Source organism: Inquilinus sp. 2KB_23 (assembly GCF_052115705.1).
In the GTDB taxonomy this organism is placed as follows: Bacteria; Pseudomonadota; Alphaproteobacteria; order DSM-16000; family Inquilinaceae; genus Inquilinus; species Inquilinus ginsengisoli_A.
In genome coordinates this window covers 26,465-48,731 of the sequence record NZ_JBFRHF010000014.1, presented here as the reverse complement: position 1 = coordinate 48,731, position 22,267 = coordinate 26,465, and the positions used below count along the sequence as shown (strand labels likewise).

At 68.8% G+C, this 22,267-nt stretch carries 21 protein-coding genes and 1 riboswitch; of the genes, 11 read left to right on the top strand and 10 right to left on the bottom strand.

Features of this window, described 5'->3' with window-relative positions:
- Positions 1 to 3 precede the first annotated feature (3 nt).
- Positions 4 to 1,317 carry an MFS transporter gene (locus tag AB4112_RS18725; RefSeq protein WP_441721920.1) on the bottom strand — a complete coding sequence of 438 codons (1,314 nt, stop codon included), beginning with the start codon at positions 1,315 to 1,317 and terminating at the stop codon, positions 4 to 6.
- Between the two features lie 248 nt (positions 1,318 to 1,565).
- Between AB4112_RS18725 and AB4112_RS18720 the strand changes: the two genes are divergently transcribed.
- Positions 1,566 to 2,039 (top strand): isochorismatase family protein, encoded by a 474-nt coding sequence (locus AB4112_RS18720; protein WP_441721917.1) that lies wholly within the window; start codon positions 1,566 to 1,568, stop codon positions 2,037 to 2,039.
- Positions 2,040 to 2,044: 5 nt separating this feature from the next.
- Here the strand turns inward: AB4112_RS18720 and AB4112_RS18715 are convergent, their stop codons facing one another.
- The 3 genes from AB4112_RS18715 to AB4112_RS18705 all read right to left on the bottom strand — a co-directional run bounded on the left by AB4112_RS18715 (position 2,045) and on the right by AB4112_RS18705 (position 4,955).
- On the bottom strand, positions 2,045 to 3,064 hold the full coding sequence (locus AB4112_RS18715; RefSeq protein WP_441722250.1) for an NmrA family NAD(P)-binding protein: 1,020 nt from the start codon (positions 3,062 to 3,064) through the stop codon (positions 2,045 to 2,047).
- Between the two features lie 24 nt (positions 3,065 to 3,088).
- Positions 3,089 to 4,054: an enoyl-CoA hydratase-related protein gene (locus tag AB4112_RS18710; RefSeq protein ID WP_441721914.1), complete on the bottom strand. Its 966-nt coding sequence runs from the start codon at positions 4,052 to 4,054 to the stop codon at positions 3,089 to 3,091.
- A gap of 64 nt (positions 4,055 to 4,118) precedes the next feature.
- Positions 4,119 to 4,955: a hypothetical protein gene (locus AB4112_RS18705; RefSeq protein WP_441721911.1), complete on the bottom strand. Its 837-nt coding sequence runs from the start codon at positions 4,953 to 4,955 to the stop codon at positions 4,119 to 4,121.
- Between the two features lie 282 nt (positions 4,956 to 5,237).
- On the opposite strand from AB4112_RS18705, the gene AB4112_RS18700 reads away from it, so the two are divergent.
- Positions 5,238 to 5,762, top strand: coding sequence for a winged helix-turn-helix transcriptional regulator (locus AB4112_RS18700; RefSeq protein ID WP_309793498.1), 525 nt, complete (start codon positions 5,238 to 5,240; stop codon positions 5,760 to 5,762).
- Positions 5,763 to 5,866: 104 nt separating this feature from the next.
- On the opposite strand, the gene AB4112_RS18695 is transcribed toward AB4112_RS18700, so the two are convergent.
- On the bottom strand, positions 5,867 to 6,472 hold the full coding sequence (locus AB4112_RS18695; protein ID WP_309793500.1) for a glutathione S-transferase family protein: 606 nt from the start codon (positions 6,470 to 6,472) through the stop codon (positions 5,867 to 5,869).
- Between the two features lie 120 nt (positions 6,473 to 6,592).
- Positions 6,593 to 6,708, top strand: a riboswitch (TPP riboswitch).
- 68 nt (positions 6,709 to 6,776) lie between these two features.
- Here AB4112_RS18695 and thiC point away from each other — a divergent pair.
- Positions 6,777 to 8,582, top strand: coding sequence for a phosphomethylpyrimidine synthase ThiC (thiC, locus tag AB4112_RS18690; RefSeq protein WP_309793501.1), 1,806 nt, complete (start codon positions 6,777 to 6,779; stop codon positions 8,580 to 8,582).
- A 240-nt stretch (positions 8,583 to 8,822) separates the two neighbouring features.
- Positions 8,823 to 9,725 carry a hypothetical protein gene (locus AB4112_RS18685; protein ID WP_309793502.1) on the top strand — a complete coding sequence of 301 codons (903 nt, stop codon included), beginning with the start codon at positions 8,823 to 8,825 and terminating at the stop codon, positions 9,723 to 9,725.
- A gap of 63 nt (positions 9,726 to 9,788) precedes the next feature.
- On the opposite strand, the gene AB4112_RS18680 is transcribed toward AB4112_RS18685, so the two are convergent.
- The 4 genes from AB4112_RS18680 to thrC form a co-directional block, all read right to left on the bottom strand.
- Positions 9,789 to 10,259, bottom strand: a complete 471-nt coding sequence (locus AB4112_RS18680) for a MarR family winged helix-turn-helix transcriptional regulator (protein WP_309793503.1) — start codon at positions 10,257 to 10,259, stop codon at positions 9,789 to 9,791.
- 79 nt (positions 10,260 to 10,338) lie between these two features.
- Entirely contained in the window at positions 10,339 to 10,950 is a 612-nt protein-coding gene (locus tag AB4112_RS18675; RefSeq protein WP_309793504.1) for a GNAT family N-acetyltransferase, read from the bottom strand.
- 5 nt (positions 10,951 to 10,955) lie between these two features.
- Positions 10,956 to 12,212: a M16 family metallopeptidase gene (locus AB4112_RS18670; RefSeq protein ID WP_441721904.1), complete on the bottom strand. Its 1,257-nt coding sequence runs from the start codon at positions 12,210 to 12,212 to the stop codon at positions 10,956 to 10,958.
- Positions 12,212 to 13,618, bottom strand: a complete 1,407-nt coding sequence (gene thrC / locus AB4112_RS18665; protein WP_441721901.1) for a threonine synthase — start codon at positions 13,616 to 13,618, stop codon at positions 12,212 to 12,214. The genes AB4112_RS18670 and thrC overlap by 1 nt, the downstream gene beginning before the upstream one ends.
- Before the next feature lie 462 nt (positions 13,619 to 14,080).
- Between thrC and AB4112_RS18660 the strand changes: the two genes are divergently transcribed.
- The 5 genes from AB4112_RS18660 (at position 14,081) to AB4112_RS18640 (ending at position 19,649) form a co-directional block, all read left to right on the top strand.
- Positions 14,081 to 15,703 carry an ABC transporter substrate-binding protein gene (locus tag AB4112_RS18660; protein ID WP_441721898.1) on the top strand — a complete coding sequence of 541 codons (1,623 nt, stop codon included), beginning with the start codon at positions 14,081 to 14,083 and terminating at the stop codon, positions 15,701 to 15,703.
- Between the two features lie 70 nt (positions 15,704 to 15,773).
- Positions 15,774 to 16,748 carry an ABC transporter permease gene (locus tag AB4112_RS18655; RefSeq protein WP_441721895.1) on the top strand — a complete coding sequence of 325 codons (975 nt, stop codon included), beginning with the start codon at positions 15,774 to 15,776 and terminating at the stop codon, positions 16,746 to 16,748.
- A 5-nt stretch (positions 16,749 to 16,753) separates the two neighbouring features.
- On the top strand, positions 16,754 to 17,656 hold the full coding sequence (locus tag AB4112_RS18650; RefSeq protein WP_441721893.1) for an ABC transporter permease: 903 nt from the start codon (positions 16,754 to 16,756) through the stop codon (positions 17,654 to 17,656).
- 5 nt (positions 17,657 to 17,661) lie between these two features.
- Positions 17,662 to 18,642 (top strand): ABC transporter ATP-binding protein, encoded by a 981-nt coding sequence (locus tag AB4112_RS18645; RefSeq protein WP_441721890.1) that lies wholly within the window; start codon positions 17,662 to 17,664, stop codon positions 18,640 to 18,642.
- Positions 18,639 to 19,649 (top strand): ABC transporter ATP-binding protein, encoded by a 1,011-nt coding sequence (locus AB4112_RS18640; RefSeq protein ID WP_441721887.1) that lies wholly within the window; start codon positions 18,639 to 18,641, stop codon positions 19,647 to 19,649. The genes AB4112_RS18645 and AB4112_RS18640 overlap by 4 nt, the downstream gene beginning before the upstream one ends.
- 18 nt (positions 19,650 to 19,667) lie before the next feature.
- Here the strand turns inward: AB4112_RS18640 and AB4112_RS18635 are convergent, their stop codons facing one another.
- Positions 19,668 to 20,132, bottom strand: coding sequence for a DUF1801 domain-containing protein (locus tag AB4112_RS18635; protein ID WP_441721884.1), 465 nt, complete (start codon positions 20,130 to 20,132; stop codon positions 19,668 to 19,670).
- Positions 20,133 to 20,581: 449 nt separating this feature from the next.
- Between AB4112_RS18635 and AB4112_RS18630 the strand changes: the two genes are divergently transcribed.
- Positions 20,582 to 21,208, top strand: a complete 627-nt coding sequence (locus AB4112_RS18630) for a TetR/AcrR family transcriptional regulator (RefSeq protein WP_441721881.1) — start codon at positions 20,582 to 20,584, stop codon at positions 21,206 to 21,208.
- Entirely contained in the window at positions 21,205 to 22,203 is a 999-nt protein-coding gene (gene hlyD, locus AB4112_RS18625) for a secretion protein HlyD (RefSeq protein ID WP_441721878.1), read from the top strand. The genes AB4112_RS18630 and hlyD overlap by 4 nt, the downstream gene beginning before the upstream one ends.
- Positions 22,204 to 22,267 lie beyond the last annotated feature (64 nt).

Here is a 22,267-nt window from a genome sequence, read left to right as displayed (position 1 = left end):
GCCCTACACCGCCGCGGCCGGCAGGCCGGCGATGTCGTCCTCGGCCGAGGACGGGATCGGGTCACGCACGATGATGACGTAGCCGACGGCGGCGACCAGGGCGACCGCGGCGCCGACCAGCAGGGCGGCGGTGAACGACCCGGTGCCCTGCAGGATGAAGCCGGTCACCATCGGCGCCAGGGCGCCGCCGATGTAGCCGCCGAAATTCTGCACCGCGCCGAGCGAGGCGGTGCAATGCGCCGGCGCCGCCACCGGCGCCATCGCCCAGGCCGAGGTCGAGGCGACGTAGAGCAGGAACAGCGAGATCGAGATGGCGATCACCGCGACGGTGAGGTTCGGCGTCAGCGCCGCCAGGGTGGTGAAGCCCGCGGTCGCCACCATCGCCCCGGCCATCGGGTATTTGCGGGAGTTCATCGGCGCCATGCCGCGGGTCACCAGCCAGTCGTTCAGCCGCCCGCCCAGGATGCTGCCGACCACGCCGCACAGGAACGGGATGGCGGCGACGATGCCGGTGCTGGCGATGCTGAGGTGCCGGTCCTGCTCCAGATACACCGGCAGCCAGGAGTTGTAGACCCAGGTGACGTAGATCACGCCGAAGAAGCCGAAGATCATGCCCCAGGTGGTGCGGAAGCCGAACAGCCGCTTCCACTCCGCCCAGGTGACGCTGGCGCCCTGCGGGGCGGTGTCGCCCTCGGTCAAGTATTGCCGTTCCTCTTCGGTCAGCGCCACCTCGTTCGGGTTGCGGTGCAGGGCGTAGAAGGCAACGGCGACGACCAGGCCGAACAGGCCCATGATCGCGAACATCCAGCGCCAGCCGAAGGTCAGCATCAGGAAGGTCAGGATCGGGGCCGACAGCGCGGTGCCGAGGGTGGAGGAACAGTTCCAGATCCCGGTCGCGGTGCCGCGCAGCCGGACGTTGAACCAGTCGCGCACAATGCGGGCGCTGGTCGGGAATTGCGGCGCCTCGCCCAGCCCCAGCACCATGCGGATGCCGAAGAACTGGGTGAAGTTCTGCACCAGCCCGCCGGCCACCTGGGCCAGCGACCACAGCCCCAGGCTCAGCGCCAGCATCAGCCGCGGGCCCAGACGGTCGACCAGCGCGCCGGCCGGCAGCTGGGCGAAGGCATAGGCCCACAGGAAGGCCGACAGCAGCAGCCCCACCTCGGCGGGGGAGAAGCCCAGATCGTGGCTGATCAGGGGGTTGGCGACGGCCAGCGTCGCCCGGTCGATGTAGTTGACGACACCGCTGAGCACCAGCAGCGCCAGCGCGGTGTATTGGACGGTCTTGATGCGGGCCGATCTCGGGAGAGCCGCCATGAATCGTTTCCTCCGCCATCGCCTTTGCGATCGTTGAGTCGAAGCCTGGGACGGGGAAAAGCGAATTGCCAGACAAATCGATGGGGACAGGGTCCTAGGGGAGGGGAAGGGTCAGGGCTCGAGAGGGGGCGACGTGTGGCCCCCGGGAATTGATCGGCTGTGCTACTAATCACGCAGGGGCCGAGTTCGTGGTCCCTGAAGCGGGCGCGACGGACAGCCATCACTGACAACCGGTTCAGCAGCCCATCATGAAACAAGCCCTCCTGATCGTCGACATCCAGCCCAGCTTTCCCGTCCCGGCGGAGATCGTGCAGGGGATCGGCAGGCTGAGCGCGGTCATCCACAGCGTGGCCACGGTCGAGCGGCATGACGAATCCATCACGCCGTTCGAACGCCAGCTCGGCTGGAAGCCCAGCAAGGACGATGTCAGCCTCGTCGCCGCCGACCGCGTCTTCATCAAGCACGGCTACCTGCCGCCCCCGGCGGCGATCGATTATCTCGCCGGGCTGAAGGTCGACCGCGTGCTGGTCTGCGGCATCCAGGCCGAGACCTGCGTCCTGGCCGCAGGCTTCGCCCTGTTCGATGCCGGGCTGCAGCCCACGCTGCTGAAATGGCTGGCCGTCGGGTCGTCGCTCGACCCCTCGGGCGACCTCGGTGCGCGGCTGTGGGCGCACCATTTCGGCGCCGTGCTGTCGAGCCCCGACCAGCTCGGCCTCGGCTGACGCCGCTACAGCCGACCCTTGCGCCTGTCCTCCACCAGCTTAAGCAGGGGAGGGTGCTTGAACAGGTTTTCCGGCTGGACCCGGTCCCAGAGGCTGCCTTGGCCGAGGTCGCGTCCGGCCTGATCTTCCCGGCGGAGCCACTCCTCGACGCTGCGGATGCGATTGGGATGGATCTCGTCCAGCAGCGTGTAGTCGCGCTGGACGATGCCGTGCTTCCACAGGGTCCAGAAGCCGGTGAAGTTGTCGCGGAAGCTCATGGTGCTCTTGTCGTCGGGATCCGCGTTGTATCCGGCCGGCAGGTCGGCCGAGTTTTTCAGCGGGCCGTGCCAATAGGCGTCCAGTTCCGTGTCGATGTATCGCGCCGGGTGTCCCGTCACCACCTCGAACGCCGCAGCGAGTTTGTGATAGTCGACCTGCTCGATCGCGACTTCGAGATCGAGGCCGTTGGCCCGCTCGGGATGGTCGAACAGCCAGCGGGCGTAGTGGCCGCAATCCGCCAGCGCGACATGGGGCACCGTACCGTTGCCCAGCGGCACCCGCCAGGTCACGACGCCGTCTTCCACGGTGGGCGACATCGGCGTCATCGCCGAGATCGCCATCTCCATATAGGGCCCGGTGGTGAACACCGCCGCAGCCATCCGGTCCCGGTTCACCTGGTTCTGGAACAGGATCCATTCGCCGATGCGGCCCTTGCCGTCGTAATGGCCCGTGCGGAACCTGGAATCGTATCCGGCTTTCTTCAGCGCGTAGTCCAGGTTGCCGTAGACGAAGAGCTTGATCCCTTCCTCGACGGCGATCTCGTAGCTGCGGATAGCCCAGTACATCTCGGTCTTTTCGCCGGTGTTGAAGCCATCGATGTTGATATAGGCGCCGTCGCAGCCGCGGAAGCCGTGCCGCAGCGTGTCCTCATCGGCGAAGCTGCCTTCGACAATCTCGACAGGACCCAGCGCCAGCAGCGCCTTCGCCCGGCGGGAGGTGGCGTCGCGGCTCAGCGCCCGGACGGCGTATTTTCCGTCGGCGACCAGGGCGCCGGGTTCAGTTGCCCCGGTTCAGTCGCCATGGAAGACCGGCGGGCGGCCTTCCGCCTGTGCGGTGACGCCTTCGATGAAATCCCGGGTGCGGTAGAGCGCTCCGTATTGGGCGCCGAGCTGGGAGAAGGCGGCGGCCTCGGCGGCGTCGATCGCCAGATGCGCCGACACCAGCGTGGTCTGCACGCCGAGCGGCCCGCAGGCCGCGATCCTGCCGGCGATCTCCACCGCCCGGGCGAGGGCGGCCTCGGGCGTCGCGGCAATCTCCTGCAGCGTGCCGATGCGATACGCATCCTCCGCGGTCCAGTGATCGCCGGTCAGCATGTATCGCATGGCGTTGCCCCAGCCCGCCTCGCGGACGAAGCGCACGGTCGACCCGCCGCCGGGAAAGCGGCCATGCGTGTTCTCATCCTGGCCGAACCGGGTGCCGGCCGCCGCTACCCGGATATCCGCGGCCAGGAACAGCTCATGCCCCAGGTTCCAGGTGTCGCCATGGACGGCGGCGATCAGGGGCTTGGTGCGCTGGGCCGGGCCGTAGTTCAGCGGATTGACGATGCGGGTCAGGCCGGACAGGGGATTGCCCGTCTTCGCCGCGGCCCGGAAGCCCTCGACATCGATGCCGCGGGAAAAATTGTCGCCATGGCCGAACAGGATGGCCGCCCGCAGCGACGGGTCGTGGTCGTAATCGTAGAAGGCCCGCGCCAGGGCCTGGAAGGTCTCGGGGTCGACGCGGTTCTGCACATCCGGTCGGTTGAGGCCGAACAGCGCCACCTGGTCGCGGCGTTCGATGGTCAGCTTGACGTCCGGCCCCGGCGGCACCTCGGCCAGGGTGGTGGGCGGCACAGCCGCCTCGGCTGCAGCCTGGGGCTGCGGGCCCTGGTCCGCGCCCAGGGCAGAGGTCGCCGCGAGGGTCGCGGGGATGGCTGCGGCGATGGCTGCGGTGGTCTTGATCAGGTCACGGCGGGCGATCACGGGATCTGTCTCCATGGGGCCATGCTTCGGTTCTGCCGGCCCGTTGCGGGCCGGGATGCGGCCGAAAGTCCAGTTTCCGTCATGCGGCGATCGCCGCCGCCGGCCGCCGGCACCGCAGCAACTGGCGCACCGACAGGGCGTGCAGGACCAGGGAGCTGGGAACGGTGAAGGCCGGGATGATACCGATCGGGTACGCCGCGATCGTCAGATTGGGGTGATCGATGGCGAGGTGCTGGAACGGCCCGGGCGTGGTCAGGGCCCCCATGGCAAGCGCGACGATCAGATCCGTCGTGCCGAAGAGGTTCCAAAGCAGGGCCGCCCGGGGGCTGTCCGGCCGGCCGCTGGCCAGCATCACGGCGGTCGGCAGGGCCATCAGCCCGGTGATCACGTCGCCGATGCCGGCGGGCAGGGCGAAGACGCCCGGCATAGCCCCGGCCAGCCAGTTCGCCAGGAAGACCGCGCCGATCACTCGGTAGAACTGGACGCCGATCAGCCAGGTCGCGGGCATCGCGTCCAGCAGCGTGCCGATCCGGCGCGAACGGCCCAGGAGCGTGATCACGACCGCCGTCGGCACGATGATCATCACCGGCAGCAGCGGAATGGTCGTGGCACCGGGCAGAAGCAGGCCGTCGGCGACGATCGCCCACGCCACGCCATGCCAGAGGGTGAGCGGCACCGCGATCGCCAGCCAGGTCCACGCCCGCTCCGACGCCGTCAGGGACGTTCGCGCCAGCCCGGCCCAGGTTCCGCTGAGCAGGATGAGATGCACGGCGATCCGCGCGACGACCACCGACAGACCCGAACGTTGCAGCCCTGGAAGGGCGACGAGCGCTGCGAACCAGAGGCCCGCTGCGATGATGCTGCCGGCAAATGCGAGTGTCGGAGTGACAGAAAAAGCGCCGTTGTTCTGCGCCAAGGCAAGGTCCTCTTGTTTGGAGGAAATCGGTGATGTTTGTGTCGATCGGTTCCGGCCCGGATTGGATCGAGGGGCCGCATCGCCATCGGCATCGGGTTGAGCCTTGATGTTCAGCGAGTTCTTAACTCTTATAATAAGAGTGAAGATGATAGCAAGCGATTTATCGGCTGGCATGCCCGCCCGGTATTGCCGTCTCGCGGACACCGCCATTGAACCAAACGAGAACAGCTCTTATGATAAGAGCCGCTGGAGCAGATTTTCGGACAGATCGGAAGGGATTCAATGCGCTCGAAAGGGTTCGACGGCATGACGTGTTCGATCGCCGGCGTCATGGCGGCGATCGGCGATCGCTGGGGTCTGCTGATCCTGCGGGACCTGGTGTGCGGCCTCAGCCGATACGAGGATTTCCGCCAGTCATCCGGGGTGACCAATGCGACGCTCAGCGATCGGCTGAAGCATCTGGAGGCGAACGGCCTGATCGAGCGGCGGCGCTACCAGGCCAGCCCGGAACGGTTCGAATATGTGCTGACCCCGAAGGGGTGGCAGATCGCCCCCGTCATGCCGGTGCTCGCCCAGATCGGGGATCGCCTTGATGTGTCCGGGGCGTCGGCGCCGCCGATGACCTTCGTGAACCGCAAAACCGGCGCCGAGCTGCGCTGGGGGTTCATCGACCAGCAGACCGGCGAGCAGGTGAGCCCCGCCGACCTCGACATCCTGCCAGGCCCCGGTGCGGACGATCTGGTGCGCTGGCGGTTGTCCCACCGGGGCGGCCGTCCTGGCGGCAAGGTGGACGACGCTGCCGGCTGACTCAGCCAGGGTTGTGGCGGATATCATGGAGGGTGTCTGGCGTCTGTTCCGCCTACGCTCCAAGCCGCCGATCATCCGCCAGACCCTAGGGACCGCCCCGCCCGTCAGTCGAGGCCGTCGAACGGCGCCCGCCAGGCGTCGATCCGGTTCAGGCGGTCGTGCCAGGCCAGGATGTGGCGGAAGCCGCTCACCGGCAGCAAGGCCTGTTCGGCGAAGGGCAGGGCGGAGGCCACCCGGAAGTCGGCATAGGTCGGGCGGTCACCCACCAGCCAGCTGCGGCCGGCCAGGATGTCGTCGAGAATCCCGCCATAGCGCCGGAAGCCGGAATCGGCCTCGGCCAGTGCCGCCGCATCGGCCGGCCGGTCCAGGAACTGGGGCCGGATGATGTTCTCGAAATAGAAGGTTCCGCCGGCCGGGATGAAATGATGGGCGCTCCAGCTCACCCACATCAGCACCTCGGCCTGGCGGTCGGCCGGCCAGAAACCGGGGTCGCACAGGGCGGCCAGGCGGCAGGCGATGGCATCCGTCTCCCACAGGGTGCGGTCGGCCTCGACCAGCACCGGCACCAGGGTGTTGGGGTTGATTGCCCGGAACGCCTCCCTGTCCGGCCCCATCGGGCTGGTGCGGATGTACTCGACCGGGGCGTCCAGGTGGCGGGCCACCGCCACGGCGACCCGGGGATTGAGGTTGCGGGAGTAGTGCAGCTTCATGATACGGGCTCGTCCTCTGCCGGGGTTGATGTCCCTGGTCGATGGCGGGGCCCTGGGATCGACAGCGGCGGGAAAAGATCGGCATGGCTTGACAGCGCCGCCCCGGCCGCGCTCTGATCGCGCTGTTCCGAGGGGAGCTCCGGTAAGGGGCTGAGACACCACACCATCTGCGACGTGGGAACCCTTCGAACCTGATCCGGGTCGTGCCGGCGTAGGGAATGGAACCGCATGCGCGCTCAGCCGCTTTCTTTCCAGCTTTCCGTCCTTGGCACGCCCTCAATCCGTCCGATCGAGGAGGCCGTCGATGCCCAAGGATGTCATCCCAACCACCGTCACCACCGGCGCCATGCCGGGGTCGCGCAAGGTCCATGTGCCGGGCGAACGGCACCCCGACCTGCGCGTCGCCATGCGCGAGATCGTGCTATCGCCCGAAGCCGGGGAGCCGCCGGTCCGGGTCTATGATTCGTCCGGCCCCTACACCGACCCGGCCGCGCTGATCGACATCGGCGCCGGCCTGCCGCCGATCCGCGCCGGCTGGATCGCCGCCCGCGGCGATGTCGAGGCCTATGACGGCCGCGTCGTGCGGCCGGAGGATGACGGCCGGCGCGAGGGCGAGGCCGCCAACCTGTTCGAGTTCCGGCGCGGCGACCGGCGCACGCTGCGCGCCCGCGGCGGCACCGCGGTGACCCAGATGGCCTATGCCCGCGCCGGCATCGTCACGCCCGAGATGGAGTATGTCGCGATCCGCGAGAATCTCGGCCGCGAGAAGCTGGCCGAGGCGGCGGCGCGCGACGGCGAGAGCTTTGGTGCCGCGATCCCGGACTATGTGACGCCGGAATTCGTGCGCGACGAGATCGCCCGCGGCCGCGCCATCATCCCCAGCAACATCAACCACCCGGAATCCGAGCCGATGATCATCGGCCGCAACTTCCTGGTGAAGATCAACGCCAACATCGGCAACTCCGCCGTCACCTCTTCGATCGCGGAGGAGGTGGAGAAGATGGTGTGGGCGATCCGCTGGGGCGCCGACAACGTCATGGACCTGTCGACCGGCCGCAACATCCACACCACGCGGGAATGGATCCTGCGCAACTCACCCGTGCCGATCGGCACCGTGCCGATCTACCAGGCGTTGGAGAAGGTCAACGGCGTGGCCGAGGACCTGACCTGGGAGATCTTCCGCGACACCCTGATCGAGCAGGCGGAGCAGGGGGTCGACTACTTCACCATCCATGCCGGGGTGCGGCTGGCCTACATCCCGCTCACGGCGAAGCGGGTCACCGGCATCGTCAGCCGCGGCGGCTCGATCATGGCGAAATGGTGCCTGTCGCATCACCGCGAGAGCTTTCTCTACACCCATTTCCGCGAGATCTGCGCCATCATGCGGGCCTATGACGTCGCCTTCTCGCTCGGCGATGGCTTGCGCCCCGGCTCGATCGCCGACGCCAACGACGCCGCCCAGTTCGCCGAGCTGGAGACGCTGGGCGAACTGACCCAGATCGCGTGGGAGCACGACGTCCAGGTCATGATCGAAGGCCCCGGCCATGTGCCGATGCACAAGATCAAGGCCAACATGGACAAGCAGCTGGCCGTCTGCGGCGAGGCGCCGTTCTACACGCTCGGGCCCCTGACCACCGACATCGCGCCGGGCTACGACCACATCACCTCCGGCATCGGCGCCGCCATGATCGGCTGGTTCGGCACCGCCATGCTCTGCTATGTCACGCCGAAGGAGCATCTCGGGCTGCCGGACCGCGACGACGTCAAGACCGGCGTCGTCACCTACAAGATCGCGGCCCATGCCGCCGACCTGGCCAAGGGGCACCCGGCGGCGCAGGTGCGCGACGACGCGCTGTCCCGCGCCCGCTTCGACTTCCGCTGGCGCGACCAGTTCCATTTGTCGCTCGACCCCGACACGGCGCTGGCCTTCCATGACGAGACCCTGCCGGCCGAGGGCGCCAAGACCGCGCATTTCTGCTCGATGTGCGGTCCGAAATTCTGCTCGATGAAGATTACTCAGGAGATCCGGGCGACGGCCGAGGCTGGGATGGAGGAGATGGCGTCGCGGTTCCGCGACGGCGGCGGCCAGATCTACCGCGCGGCCGAGTGAGACGGTGCCGGGCGGGCCGAAGGGCCCGCTCCGCCCCGGGCGGGCCGAAAGGCCCGCTCCGGCCCTGGGGGGCCATCCAGTTGAAAATGATTCTTGGTTGGGACGTTCCGTCCGGCTATAGCACTCGTGACGGAATTTGAACGCGGACAGCGGTTCCCCGGGGCGAGGCAGGCCAGCGTTTCGCCCCGAAACCGCCATCGTCCACTGCTAGGCAGTGCCCGACGCGAGGAGATATTTTTGATGGCAGCTCTTTCCGAACATGTGGCCAAGGCCGGCCTGAAGACCCGCTTCCTGTTGCAGCGACGCTTCCAAAGCGTCGCCTCGCGGGAGTGGGTGGCCAAACGCATCGCGAATCGGGTGGGGCGCGCGCAGGTCCCCGGCACCTCCGAAGGCCGCGCTGCCGCGGCCGCCCTGGACTCGGAAGGCTTCGCGATGACGCCGTGGCTGGTCAGCCCGGACATGGCGGCGGAGATGCGGCATTATTTCGCCGGGCATCAGTCCTTCAACCCGTACAAGCGTGAACTGGGCACCTTCCAGGCGCCGGACCAGGCCCCGCCAGGCACCCATGTCGCGCATTTCAAGCCGGAGGTGGTGCTGAACGCGCCGCATGGGTTGGCCATCGCCAACCACCCCGCGGTGCTCGAGGCGGTGCAGGCGGCGCTCGGCTGCAAGCCCACGATCAGCTACATGGCGGCGTGGTGGTCGATCGCCGGGCACGACCAGGGCCAGCACGCCGAGCTGTTCCACCGCGACTACGATGACTGGCGCTTCATCAAGATGTTCGTCTACCTCACCGATGTCGATGAGGGGGCGGGGCCGCACATCTATGTTCGCGCGACGCATCGCGAGAACCAGCTGATGCCGATCCGGCGCTATTCCGACGACGAGGTTGCGAACGCCTTCGGGCGCGAGCGCTTCATCCAGTTCGAGGGGGCCGCCGGCACCAGCTTCCTGGAGAACACCTTCGGAATGCATCGCGGCATGCCGGCGCGGGTGACGCCGCGGCTGATGTTCAGCGCGGTCTACTGCCAGGGCCCGATCCTGTACGGCCCGCTGAAGCCGATCCTGGATGCGAAGCAGGTGGAGGCCAGCAGCGGGCTGAAGCTCGACCCCTACGTCAACCGGGTCTATCTGCGCAGCTGACGGCGGTCGGCCGCTCACCCCATTGCGATGGTCTGCATGCAGACCATCGCAATGGGTGCAGCTTCAGGGCTCGCGCTTGGCGCCGTTCGACCACAGGCGGCGCAGCTGGTCGACGAAGTTCTGGCTCTCCTGGAGCGACCCGAAGAACGAGGCGTCGGCCTCCCGCACCCTGGGCATGGCGGCGTTCAGCACCTCGGCCCCCTTGGCGGTAACGCGCAACTGGCGGGCCCGGCTGTCGGTCGGGTGCGGCGCCCGGGCGATGAAGCCGCCGGCCTCGAGCGAGCGCACCACCTGGCTGGTCATCATCGCATCGGTCTTGCAGAAGGCGGCCAGCCGGGCCTGGGTGACGTCGTTCTCCTTGCGGCTCAGCCAGGCCAGGCCGGCGAGCAGCACGAACTGGACATGGGTCAGGCCCAGCGGCTCCAGCGTCGAACGCTGCAGCCGCTGCCACTGATTCGCGACCTGCCAAAGCAGGAAGCCGGGGCTGTTCTCGGGGCGCAGGGTGCGCGAGAGGGTATCCCAGTCCAATGCCACGTGCCGGGTTCCCAACAAATTTGACGACCAAAATTTTGATGACCCTAGGCGCGCAGACCAACCGCTTCAAGCCGGTTGGTCAGGGTCCCGGATGAAACTCGGTGTCGACCAGTCCGAACAGCAGGTGATCCCGCCAATCCCCGTCGATTTTCAGATAGGCGCGGGCCTGGCCCTCATGGGTGAAACCCAGCCGGGTCAGCAGCTTCTGGCTTGGCTGGTTGTGCGGCAGGCAGGCCGCCTCGATTCGGTGCAGGCCGAGCTGGTTGAAGCCGAAGGCCAGCGTTGCAGCCGTTGCATCGGTCATCAGCCCCTGCCGGGCGAAGCGCTCGCCGACCCAATAGCCGATCGAGGCCGACTGGGCGACGCCGCGGCGCACGTTGGAGAAGCCGATGCCGCCGACCAGCTGGCGGCTTTCGCGCTCGAAGATCAGGAAGCCGTAGCCCTCGTCCTGCCGCCACTCGTAGATCTGGCGGCGCAGCCGGCGCAGATAGGCGGCGCGACTCAGCGCATCTTCGGGCCAAGTCGGCTCCCACGGCGTCAGGAAGGACCGGCTGTCGCCGCGCAGCGCCACCCAGGGGCGCCAGTCGCGCAGCCGCGGCGGCCGCAGATAGGTCCGCCGGCCTTCGATCCGGACCGGGGGAAGGGTGCCGAGCCCCGTCCGGAAGAAGCCGATCACCGCCGCCCCGCTCAACGCGCTCAGCCGATCCGGGCGCGGATCGCGTCGTAGCCCTCGAGCTTTCCGACCGGCCCGAGCGCCGCCAGGGTGGGGGGCGTGCGGAACAGGCGCTCGGCGACGCGGCGGACGGCGGCGGCATCGATCGCGTCGATCCGCGCCACCACCTCCTCCGGCGGCACCGGGCGGCCGAAGATCAGCATCTGCTGGCCCAGCTGCTCGGCCCGCGCCATGGTCGATTCCAGGCTCATCAGCAGCCCGGCCTTGATCTGGGCGCGGGCGCGGGCGACCTCGTCCTCCGCCGCGTCGCCGATCACCCGGCCGATCTCGCCGCACAGCACCGGCACCAGTTCCTCCACCTCGTCCTCGCCGGTGCCGGCATAGATGCCGAACAGCCCGCCATCCTGATAGGCGCTGGTGAAGGAGTAGATCGAATAGACCAGCCCGCGCTTCTCGCGGATCTCCTGGAACAGGCGCGAGGACATGCCGCCGCCCAGCAGGGTCGACAGCACCGAGGCGGCGTAGAAATCCGGGTCGGCATAGGCCAGGCCGGGGAAGCCCAGCACCAGGTGCAGCTGCTCGAGATCGCGCTCCTCGCGGTGCTCGCCGCCGCGATAGGCGGCAGGCGCGGTGCGCGCCTCGGCCTGGGCCGGCAGTCCGGCGAACAGCCGGTCGGCCTGCGCCGTCAGCCGGTCGTGGTCGACATTGCCCGAAGCCACCAGCACCATGGTGTCGGCGCCGTAGTTGCGGCCGATATAGCCCGCTATGGCCTCGCGCGGCAGCGACCCGACGATGTCGGCGGTGCCCAGCACCGGCCAGCCGATCGGCTGGTCCGGGTACGCGGCCTCCTGGAACTGGTCGAAGATGATGTCGTCGGGCGTGTCGATCGCCTGGCCGATCTCCTGCAGCACCACCGCGCGCTCGCGCCCCAGCTCGGTCTCGTCGAACACCGAGTTCTGCAGGATGTCGCCGAGGATATCGAGCGCCAGGGCTGCGTCTTCTTTCAGTATGCGCGCGTAGTAGGCCGTGTTCTCGCGGCTGGTGTAGGCGTTCAGGTGGCCGCCGACCGCCTCGATCTCCTGGGCGATGTCCTGGGCGCTGCGCCGGCGCGTGCCCTTGAACGCCATGTGCTCCAAGAGATGGGCGACGCCGTTGACCTCGGCGGTCTCATGCCGGGTGCCGACGCCGACCCACAGGCCGACGCAGGCGCTCTCGACGGTGGAGATCGGATCGGTGACGACGCGCAGGCCGTTCGACAGCCGGCTTTCCAGGATCGGCATCAGCGCGGCCCCCCATTGGTGCGGGCCTGGCGGACGAAGCCTTGGACGGTGGCGAGATCGTTGGGCAGCTGGGTCAGCCGCTCCTCCCGTTCGAACAGATCTGCGAGATGCGGCGGCAGCGGCGGGCGCCAGCCGGTGGCGCGCTCGACCGCATCCGGGAACTTGGCCGGATGGGCGGTGGCGGCGACCACCATCGGGATGCCGCGGCCGGCCGGGTGGGCGCGGGCCGCGGCCAGGCCGCAGGCGGTGTGGGGGTCCAGGGTCTGGCCGGTGGCGGCGCGGGTCTCGGCGATCACCGCCAGCGTGCCGTCGTCGTCCAGCTTGTGGCTGGCGAACAACGCGGTCGCCGCCTGGTGCATCGCCGGCGTGACGCTGAACCGGCCGGTGCCGCGGAACTCCGCCATCAGCGCGCTTAAGCGCTCGGCGTCGCGGTCGCACAGCTCGAACAGCAGCCGCTCGAAGTTGGACGAGATCTGGATGTCCATCGACGGGCTCAGGCTCGGCTCGACCCCGTCCATCTTCATCTCGCCCGACTTGAAGAAGCGGTCGAGGATGTCGTTGCGGTTCGACCCGACCACCAGCTTGGCGATCGGCAGGCCCATGCGCTTCGCGGCATAGGCGGCGAAGACATTGCCGAAATTGCCGGTCGGCACGGCGAAGGCCACCGGCCGGTCCGGCGCGCCCAAGGCCAGGGCCGCCGACACGTAGTAGACGATCTGGGCCATGATCCGGGCCCAGTTGATCGAATTCACCGCCGACAGATGCACCTCGTCGCGGAACGGGGCGTCGGCGAACATCGCCTTCACCAGGTCCTGGCAGTCGTCGAAGCTGCCCTTCAGCGCGACGTTGCGGACATTGGCGGCCCGCACCGTGGTCATCTGCCGGCGCTGCACCTCCGAGGTGCGGCCTTCCGGATGCAGGATGACGATGTCGATGGCGGCGCGGTCGCGGCAGGCCTCGATCGCGGCGGATCCGGTGTCGCCCGAGGTGGCGCCGACGATCATCACCCGCTCGCCGCGCTTGGTCAGCACATGGTCGAACAGGCGGCCCAGCAGCTGCAGGGCGTAGTCCTTGAAGGCGATGGTCGGCCCGTGGAACAGCTCCATCAGCCACAGGTCGTGGTCGAGCTGGACCAGCGGCGCCACCGCGGGGTGGCCGAAGCCGGCATAGGTCTCGGTCGCCAGCGCCTGCAGCTCCGCGCGGGTCAGCGACCCCTCGACGAAGGGCAGCATCACCTCGGTGGCCAGCTCGGCATAGGGCAGGCCGCGCAGCCGCCGCCATTCCTCGGCCGTGCGGGTCGGCCAGGCCTCGGGCAGGTACAGGCCGCCGTCGCGGGCGAGACCGGCCAGAAGCACATCGTCGAAGGCAAGCGCGGGGGCGTGACCCCGGGTGCTGATATAGCGCACCGAAACATTCTCCAGAACAGAAGCGCCGTACCCTAGGGCCAAGGCGGAAGCCGTGCAAGCCGGCCGGCCGCCGCTTCGGACGGCGCCCGCGCATCCCAGCCCGGACCCTCTGGCACGGCAGTTGCTACGGCTGGAGGATCAGGGGGCGGGATCGAGAGGTCGGCAGGGAATGCGGGACAGGCGGGCGGACGGGCTGCCGTCGACCATGGCGGCGACTGCCCGAGAATTGGGCATTTTGTCCGATCCTGCTCGACCCGGAGCGAAACTCGGGCAATCATCGCGCCGGGGAGGCAACCAAATCGCGCCTGAGGGGCAAATCGCGCCGGACGGGCGCTTCAGACCGTGGCCGGCATCGGCCGCGCCTTCGAACCCCATGGACTCAGCCGGGCCGGCTCTGGTCGCCCGGCTGCCTGCAACCAAGATCCAGACGAGGAACCGATGGCGGAACTGAGACAGCGAGGCATGCAGCGATCCGCGGCCCTGGCGGCCCAAACTCCGCTGCGATGGGCTGCGACCGGCCTCCTGGTGGCGGCCGCCATCCTGGCGGCATCGGCGACGGCGCGGGCGGAGACCGTGTTCAAATTCGCCTTCCAGGGCAACCTGAACACGCTCGACTCGTACCAGTACAACGAGACCTTCACGACGGCGACGATGAGCAACGTCTATGAAGGGCTGACGGCGCGCGACAAGGACACGAAGATCGTGCCGGCGCTGGCCACCAGCTGGGACGTGACGGATGACGGGCTGAAGTGGCGCTTCCACCTACGCGAGGGCGTGAAATTCGCCAATGGCGACCCGTTCACCGCCGACGACGTGGTGTATTCGCTCGACCGGATGCGGGGCCCGGGCTCCGACATCAAGGGCCGCGCGCCGTCGGACATGAAGGCGGTGAAGGTCGACGACCACACGGTCGACTTCGTCCTGACCAAGCCCAACCCGATCCTGAACGCGACCTTCGACTCCTGGCCGATCTTCGACAAGAAGTGGTCGGAGGCCAACAACGCCCTGATGCCGTCCTCCACGGCGGACAAGAACCCCGGCTATGCCGTGCTGCACGCCAACGGCACCGGCCCGTTCATGGTGGAAAGCCATGAGATCGGGGTGAAGACGGTGTTCGTGCGCAACCCGAACTGGTGGGGCAAGCCCGAGGGCAATGTCGACCGGATCGAGTTCACCCCGATCGCCTCCTCGGCCACTCGCGTCGCCGCCCTGCTGTCGGGCCAGGTCGACTGGGTGGATCCGGTGCCGGTGCAGGACCAGGACCGCGTCGCCAACAACCCCGGCACGACCCTGCTGATCGCGCCCGAGCTACGGACCATCTTCCTCGGCCTGGATCAGAGCCGCGACGAGCTGCTCTATTCCAACATCAAGGGCAAGAACCCGTTCAAGGACCAGCGGGTGCGCCTGGCCCTCTACCAGGCGATCAACGAGGATGCGATCACCCAGCGCATCATGCGCGGCCAGGCGACGCCGTCGGCGCTGATGATCTCGCCCGCGCTGTTCGACCGGGCCGGCGAGTTCAAGCGCCACCCCTACGACCCGGAGGCGTCGAAGAAGCTGCTAGCCGAGGCCGGCTACCCCGATGGTTTCGAGGTCACGCTGGACTGCCCGAACGACCGCTATGTCAATGACGAGGCGATCTGCCAGGCGGTGGTGTCGATGCTGGCCCGGGTCGGGGTCAAGGTGACGCTGAACTCCCAGCCCCGCGCCAAGCACTTCACCCAGATCGGCGAGCCCGGCGGCCACAGCACCAGCTTCTACCTGCTGGGCTGGACCCCCGACGGCTATGATTCGCTCAGCGTCTTCAACAACCTGGTGCGCTGCCGGGCGCCCGGCGTTTCGGTCTCGAACGACGGCGGCTACTGCAACCCCAAGGTCGACGCGCTGGTCGATGCCTTCTCGGTCGAGGGCGACAAGGCCAAGCGCGACGAGTTGATCGCCCAGGCCTACAAGATCCTGCTGGACGAGGATGTCGGCTACCTCCCCCTGCACCAGCAGGCGCTGTCCTGGGGCGTCTCGAAGAGCTTCACCGTGGTCCAGCGGCCGGACGACTGGCTGATCTTCGACTGGATCAAGAAGAACTGATGGCGTCAGCCTTCGCGATGGCGGCGCCCCGGCGCCGCCATCCGGTTTCCTCCGACGATCGCGGGGTCCGATGCTGGCCTTCATCCTGACGCGCCTGGCCCAGGCGCTGCTGGTCATGGCGGTGGTGGCGCTGCTGGCCTTCGCCATGTTCCGCTTCGTCGGCGACCCGATCAACCAGCTGGTCGGGCAGGAGACCACGGAGGCCGAGCGCGAGGCGCTGCGCGAGAGCCTGGGGCTGAACGACCCGGTGCTGGTGCAGTTCGCGCGCTACGCCGGCCAGGCCGTGCTGTTCGACTTCGGCAATTCCTACCAGTTCAAGCAGCCGGTCGCGAAGCTGATCGGCGAACGCGCGGCGGCGACGCTGGAGCTGTCGCTGACCTCGGCGGTGCTGGCCCTGCTGATCGGGGTGCCGATGGGGGTGTTCACCGGCCTCTACCCGCAAAGCTGGGTCTCGCGCCTGTTCCTCGGCGCCTCGCTGGTCGGGGTGTCGCTGCCGACCTTCCTGATCGGCATCCTCTTGATCTTCGTCTTCGCGGTCGAGCTGGGCTGGCTGCCCGCCTTCGGGCGCGGCGCGGTGGTGCAGCTGGGCTGGTGGAGCACGGGATTCCTCACTTTGTCCGGGCTGCGGTCGCTGGTGCTGCCGGCGATCACGCTGGGCCTGTTCCAGATGACGCTGATCATGCGGCTGGTGCGGGGCGAGATGCTGGAGGTGATGCGCACCGAATACATCCGCTTCGCCCGGGCCCGCGGCCTGCCCAACCGGGCCATCCATTTCGGCCATGCGCTGAAGAACACGCTGATCCCGGTCATCACCATCACCGGCCTGCAGCTCGGCTCGATCATCGCCTTCGCCATCATCACCGAGCAGGTGTTCCAATGGCCGGGCATGGGCCTGCTGTTCATCCAGGCGGTGGCCAATGTCGACATCCCGATCATGTCGGCCTACCTGCTGCTCAGCTCCCTCATCTTCGTCACCATCAACCTGGTGGTCGACGTGCTCTATGCCTTCGTGGATCCCCGGATCCGCGTCGGGGCGGGGGGCTGACCGCGATGCGCCGACTGCTCGACAGCGACATCGCCTGGCGCTTCCGCCGCTCGCCGCTCGCCATCGCCGCCCTGGCGGTCACCCTGCTGATGATGGCGGGCGCCGTGCTGGCGCCGCTGGTCGCGCCGCAGGACCCGTTCGACCCGGCCAATCTCGACCTGATGAACTCGCTGATCCCGCCGGCCTTCGAGGCGCAGGGCGACGCGCAATTCCCGCTCGGTACCGACGACCAGGGCCGCGACCTGCTGTCGGCCATCCTGTACGGCACCCGGATCTCGCTGCTGGTCGGCTTCGCCGGCGTCGCCCTGGCGATGCTGATCGGCGTCACCCTCGGCCTGATCGCCGGCTACCGCGGCGGCTGGGCCGGGGCGCTGATCATGCGCATCGCCGATGTGCAGCTGACCTTCCCGGCCATCCTGATCGCGCTCCTGATCAACGGCGTCGCCCTCGCCGTGGTCGGCAGGGGCGGCGGCACCGACATGCAGATCGGGGTGATCATCGTCGCCATCGGCCTGTCCTACTGGGTGCAGTACGCCCGCACGGTGCGCGGCTCGACCCTGGTCGAATCCCGCAAGGAATACGTGCTGGCGGCCCGGCTGATCGGCCTGTCCGACTGGACCATCATGTTCCGCCACGTGCTGCCGAACGTGACCGGCCCGGTGCTGGTGATCGCCACCATCAACCTGGCCCTGGCGATCATCACCGAAGCGACGCTGTCCTTCCTCGGCGTCGGGGTGCCGCCGACCTCGCCCTCGCTGGGCACGCTGATCAGCATCGGCAACCGCTTCCTGTTCTCCGGCGAATGGTGGATCACGATCTTCCCGGGCCTGGCCCTGGCGATCCTGGCCCTGGCGGTCAACCTGCTGGGCGACTGGCTGCGCGACGCCCTCAACCCGAAGCTGCGGTGAGGGGCATGACCGAACCCACCCTCAGCGTCCGCGACCTCAAGGTCCAGTTCCGCAGCCGCCGCGGCCTGCTGACCGCGATCGACGGCGTGTCCTTCGACATTGCGCCGGGCGAGGTGCTGGGCGTGGTCGGCGAATCCGGCGCCGGCAAGTCGATCACCGGCACCGCGGTGATCGGGCTGATCGACCCGCCCGGCCGCATCGCCGGCGGCGAGATCCGGCTGAAGGGCGAGCGCATCGACGGGCTGAAGCCCGAGGCGATGCGGCGGATCCGCGGCCGGCGCATCGGCATGATCTTCCAGGACCCGCTGACCAGCCTGAACCCGCTCTACACCGTCGGCCGCCAGCTGGTGGAGACCATCACCACCCATCTCGACCTCGGCCGCGACGGCGCCCGGCGCAAGGCGCTGGCCCTGCTGGACGAGGTCGGCATCCCAGCCGCGGCGGCGCGGATCGACAGCTACCCGCATGAATTCTCCGGCGGCATGCGCCAGCGCGTGGTCATCGCCCTGGCCCTGGCGGCGGAGCCCGAACTGGTGATCGCGGACGAGCCGACCACGGCGCTCGACGTCTCGGTCCAGGCCCAGGTGATCGCGGTGCTGAAGCGGCTGTGCCGCGAGCGCGGCACGGCGGTGATGCTGATCACCCACGACATGGGCGTGATCGCCGAGGCGGCCGACCGGGTGGCGGTGATGTATGCCGGGCGGATCGCCGAGATCGGCCCGGTGCGCAGCGTCATCAAGCACCCGCACCACCCCTACACCAAGGGCCTGATGGGGTCGATCCCGACGCTGAGCGGCGAGGTGGCGCGGCTGCAGCAGATCCCGGGGTCGATGCCGCGCCTCGACGCCATCCCGGCCGGCTGCGCCTTCAACCCGCGCTGTCCCGAGGTGTTCGACCGCTGCCGCCGCGACCGGCCGGAGCTGGTGGCGGCCGGGCAGGGGGCGGCCGCCTGCTGGCTGGTGGCGCCGGGCGAGGGGAGGGCATGACGATGGACGCATTGGTCGAGGTCGTGGGCCTCAGCCGCCGGTTCGACCTGTCCCGGCCGGGGCTCGGCCGGCTGCTGGCGGGCTCCGCACGGCCGGTGCTGAAGGCAGTGCAGGATGTCAGCTTCACCGTCGGGCGCGGCGAGACCGTGGCCCTGGTCGGCGAATCCGGCTCGGGCAAGTCGACCATCGCCCGCATGGTGGTGGGGCTGCTGCCGCCCAGCGACGGCGCGGTACTGATCGACGGGCTCGACCTCGCCGACCCGACCAAGCGGCCGCAGATCGCCAAGCTGCGGCGGCGGATCCAGATGATCTTCCAGGACCCCTTCGCCAGCCTCAACCCGCGCTGGCGGGTCGACCGCATCATCGCCGAACCGATCCGCGCCTTCCGCCTGACCGCCTCCAACGCCGCGACCACCGCCCGGGTGGCCGAACTGCTGCGGCGGGTCGGGCTGGACCCGCGCGACGGGCGCAAATTCCCGCATGAATTCTCCGGCGGCCAGCGCCAGCGCATCTGCATCGCCCGGGCGCTGGCGTCGGAACCGGACTTCATCGTCTGCGACGAGCCGACCTCGGCGCTGGACGTCTCGGTCCAGGCCCAGATTCTCAACCTGATGAAAGACCTGCAGGACCAGTTCGGCCTCACCTACTTGTTCATCAGCCACAATCTGGCGGTGGTGAAGCACATGGCGAACCGGATCGGCGTGGTCTATCTCGGCCGGATGGTCGAGCTGGCGCCAGCCCGGGCTCTGTTCCAGGCGCCGCGCCATCCGTACACCCGCATGCTGCTGGACGCCCTGCCGGACCTGGAGATGACCGGCCGGCCGCGCAAGATGATCGAGGGCGAGATCCCCAGCCCGATCGCGCCGCCGCCCGGCTGCGCCTTCCATCCGCGCTGCCCGCTGGCGAATGACCGCTGCCGGCAGGAGGTGCCGCAGCCGCTCCCGGCCGGCGAGGGCCTGGTCGCCTGCCACGCCGTGGCCGAGGGCCGCGACCGGGCGGCGGCATAGGGCCGGGGCCGGTCTCGCTCACATTTGCTCGCCGGGCAATTCGCTGGCCTGCTTCACCCAGGCGGCGATCTGGGCTTCGTCGAACGGGTCGTCCTCGCGAATGTCGAGGTAACGCACCTCCTTCTGCTTGGACGGACCGGGAGGAACCGGATGCAGCAACGCGCCGCGAAAGAACGCGACCTTGACGTAGTGCGTGAAGCAATGGAGGCCCAGGAACCAGCCCTGGCCCTCGAGCCCGTACAGCGGCGAGTTCCATTTGACCGCCTTGTGCACGCCGGGGACGGTGCACGTGATCAGTGCGTCCAGACGGCGACCGACATCGCTTTTCCAGTCCGGCATGGCCGCGATGTAGGCCTGCACCGGGGCGTCGCCGGTGCCCTTCGCGATCTGGGGGTTGCCGCCTGAGAGGAGGGCCGGCTTCGCGGCCCCTGCGGGGCCTTTGCCCTTGGTTGCGGTTGGCTTGGCGGAGGTCTTGTCGGCCATCGCGCTCCCCCACTGACAGACGGACAAGCCATCAAGGATACGTCGATCCTGAGGGATGTCAGCCTCTCGCGTTGCCTCTGCAGCCCCCTCCGTCAGTGCGAGGAGGCGAAGCCGACGAAGCAATCCATGGCGCCGCCTGGCATGGATTGCTTCGCTGCGCTCGCAATGACGGTGTGGGGAAGGCGCAAACGCCTCCAACCTCTCTCGCGAATGGGAGAGGTGACGCGACATCATCGATGGTCGGCGAGGGCATTCTACGGCCAACCAGGTGCTCACCCGGTATCCGGAGCCCTTCGCCTGCGGCGTCTGATCGGTCTGCGCCTTGTCCACGGAGCATATCATGAACAGTCCGGCCGGCTAATGCTGCCGCCCGGCATCAGATTGACTCGGGGATCCAATTTGGTTAATAACTGACTGGTCAGTCATTAACCAAAGCAAGCGGACCGGTCATGGCCGAAGCGGTACGGAAGCGGCGCAAGGAAGCGCGGCCGGCGGAGCTGCTGGACGCGGCCTTCGCCTTGTTCGTGGAGCGGGGCTTCGCCGCGACACGGATCGACGACATCGCCGCCAGGGCTGGGGTCAGCAAGGGCACGGTCTATCTCTACTTCCCCAGCAAGCAGGCGGTGTTCGAAGCGCTGGTGCGCCAGTCCGTGCTGCCCAATGTCGAACGGCTGATCGGCGAGACGGCGCAGCCCGGCGCCCCCGTGCTGGAGATCCTGCCGCGGCTGCTGCGCGCCATCACCAGCACCATGGCGGGATCGCCGCTGCTGCAGTTCCCGCGCCTGATCATCGCCGAATCCCCGCAGTTTCCGGAGCTGGCGCAGTTCTGGCGCGAGACCGTGATCGACCGGATGCTCGACACCGTCTCCGGCCTGATCGCGCGCGGCATCGCCGCCGGCGAGATCCGGCCGGTCGATCCGGCGGATGCCGCCCGGCTGATGATCGCGCCGCTGCTGATGGCGGTGATCTGGGGCACCACCTTCGTGCGCCAGGACGAGACCTTCGACCTCGGCACCTTCATCGACCGGCATCTCGACCTCTATCTCCGCGGCCTCTCGGTGGAGCCGCGGCCATGAAGATCCGCATCGCCATCGTCGCCGTGGTCGTGGCCGCCGCCGCCGCCGGCTGGTGGTTCGACCTGCCCGGCCGGCTGGGCTGGCGCGGGGCGCAGTCCGACACGCTGACCCTCTACGGCAATGTCGACATCCGCCAGGCCGAGCTCGGCTTCCGCGTCTCCGGCAAGCTCGCCGAGATGCGGCTGGAGGAGGGCGAGGCGGTGACGGCGGGTACGGTGCTGGCGCGGCTGGACGACCGGCCGTTCCAGGACAGCCTGCAGGCCGCCCGGGCCAGCCTCGCCGCGCGCCAGGCCGACCTCGACAAGCTGGTGGCGGGGCCGCGCGCCGCCGAGATCGCCCAGGGCCGCGCCACGGTGGCGGAGCGCCAGGCCGACCTCGAGAACACCGAGCTGGCGCTCGCCCGCACCCAGCAGCTGCGCCAGGGCGGCAACGCCCCGCAATCGACGCTGGACCAGACCCAGGCCGACCGCGACATGGCCCGGGCGAAGCTGGATTCGGCGAAGCAGGCGCTGGACCTGCTGCTGGAGGGCAACCGCGCCGAGGACATCGCCGCCGGCCGCGCCAACCTCGCCTCCGCCCAGGCCGACCTCGCCACCGCCGAGACCGCGTTGGCGGATGCGACGCTGAAGGCCCCGGCCGACGGCATCATCCTGTCGCGGGTGACCGAGCCGGGGGCGATCCTGGCCACCAGCAGCGTCGCCTATGTGCTGTCGCTGACCAAGCCGGTGTGGGTCCGCGCCTATGTCGCCGAACCCGATCTCGGCCGCATCCATCCCGGGCTGGAGGTGCAGGTGGTGACCGACACCCGCCCCGACCGGCCCTATCGCGGCCGCGTCGGCTTCGTCTCGCCGGTCGCCGAATTCACCCCCAAGACGGTGCAGACGCCGGAGCTGCGGACCGACCTGGTCTACCGCATGCGCATCGTCGTCGACGACGCCGATGAGGGCCTGCGCCAGGGCATGCCGGTCACCATCCGCATCCCGAAGGCGGGGTGAAATGATGGCTGTCTCCGCCCCGCAGGGTCCGTTCTTTCATCGTCCCCCCTCCCCTTGCGAGAGG

Excerpts from the sequence above, each read along its gene's own strand:
- AB4112_RS18660 (WP_441721898.1), top strand. The coding sequence starts at position 14,081 with ATGCAGCGATCCGCGGCCCTGGCGGCCCAAACTCCGCTGCGATGGGCT.
- AB4112_RS18635 (WP_441721884.1), bottom strand. The coding sequence starts at position 20,132 with ATGGCCGACAAGACCTCCGCCAAGCCAACCGCAACCAAGGGCAAAGGC.
- AB4112_RS18700 (WP_309793498.1), top strand. The coding sequence starts at position 5,238 with ATGCGCTCGAAAGGGTTCGACGGCATGACGTGTTCGATCGCCGGCGTC.
- AB4112_RS18655 (WP_441721895.1), top strand. The coding sequence starts at position 15,774 with ATGCTGGCCTTCATCCTGACGCGCCTGGCCCAGGCGCTGCTGGTCATG.
- AB4112_RS18695 (WP_309793500.1), bottom strand. The coding sequence starts at position 6,472 with ATGAAGCTGCACTACTCCCGCAACCTCAATCCCCGGGTCGCCGTGGCG.
- AB4112_RS18630 (WP_441721881.1), top strand. The coding sequence starts at position 20,582 with ATGGCCGAAGCGGTACGGAAGCGGCGCAAGGAAGCGCGGCCGGCGGAG.
- AB4112_RS18720 (WP_441721917.1), top strand. The coding sequence starts at position 1,566 with ATGAAACAAGCCCTCCTGATCGTCGACATCCAGCCCAGCTTTCCCGTC.
- thiC (WP_309793501.1), top strand. The coding sequence starts at position 6,777 with ATGCCCAAGGATGTCATCCCAACCACCGTCACCACCGGCGCCATGCCG.
- AB4112_RS18650 (WP_441721893.1), top strand. The coding sequence starts at position 16,754 with ATGCGCCGACTGCTCGACAGCGACATCGCCTGGCGCTTCCGCCGCTCG.
- AB4112_RS18725 (WP_441721920.1), bottom strand. The coding sequence starts at position 1,317 with ATGGCGGCTCTCCCGAGATCGGCCCGCATCAAGACCGTCCAATACACC.
- AB4112_RS18640 (WP_441721887.1), top strand. The coding sequence starts at position 18,639 with ATGACGATGGACGCATTGGTCGAGGTCGTGGGCCTCAGCCGCCGGTTC.
- AB4112_RS18685 (WP_309793502.1), top strand. The coding sequence starts at position 8,823 with ATGGCAGCTCTTTCCGAACATGTGGCCAAGGCCGGCCTGAAGACCCGC.
- hlyD (WP_441721878.1), top strand. The coding sequence starts at position 21,205 with ATGAAGATCCGCATCGCCATCGTCGCCGTGGTCGTGGCCGCCGCCGCC.
- AB4112_RS18670 (WP_441721904.1), bottom strand. The coding sequence starts at position 12,212 with ATGCCGATCCTGGAAAGCCGGCTGTCGAACGGCCTGCGCGTCGTCACC.
- AB4112_RS18645 (WP_441721890.1), top strand. The coding sequence starts at position 17,662 with ATGACCGAACCCACCCTCAGCGTCCGCGACCTCAAGGTCCAGTTCCGC.
- AB4112_RS18710 (WP_441721914.1), bottom strand. The coding sequence starts at position 4,054 with ATGGAGACAGATCCCGTGATCGCCCGCCGTGACCTGATCAAGACCACC.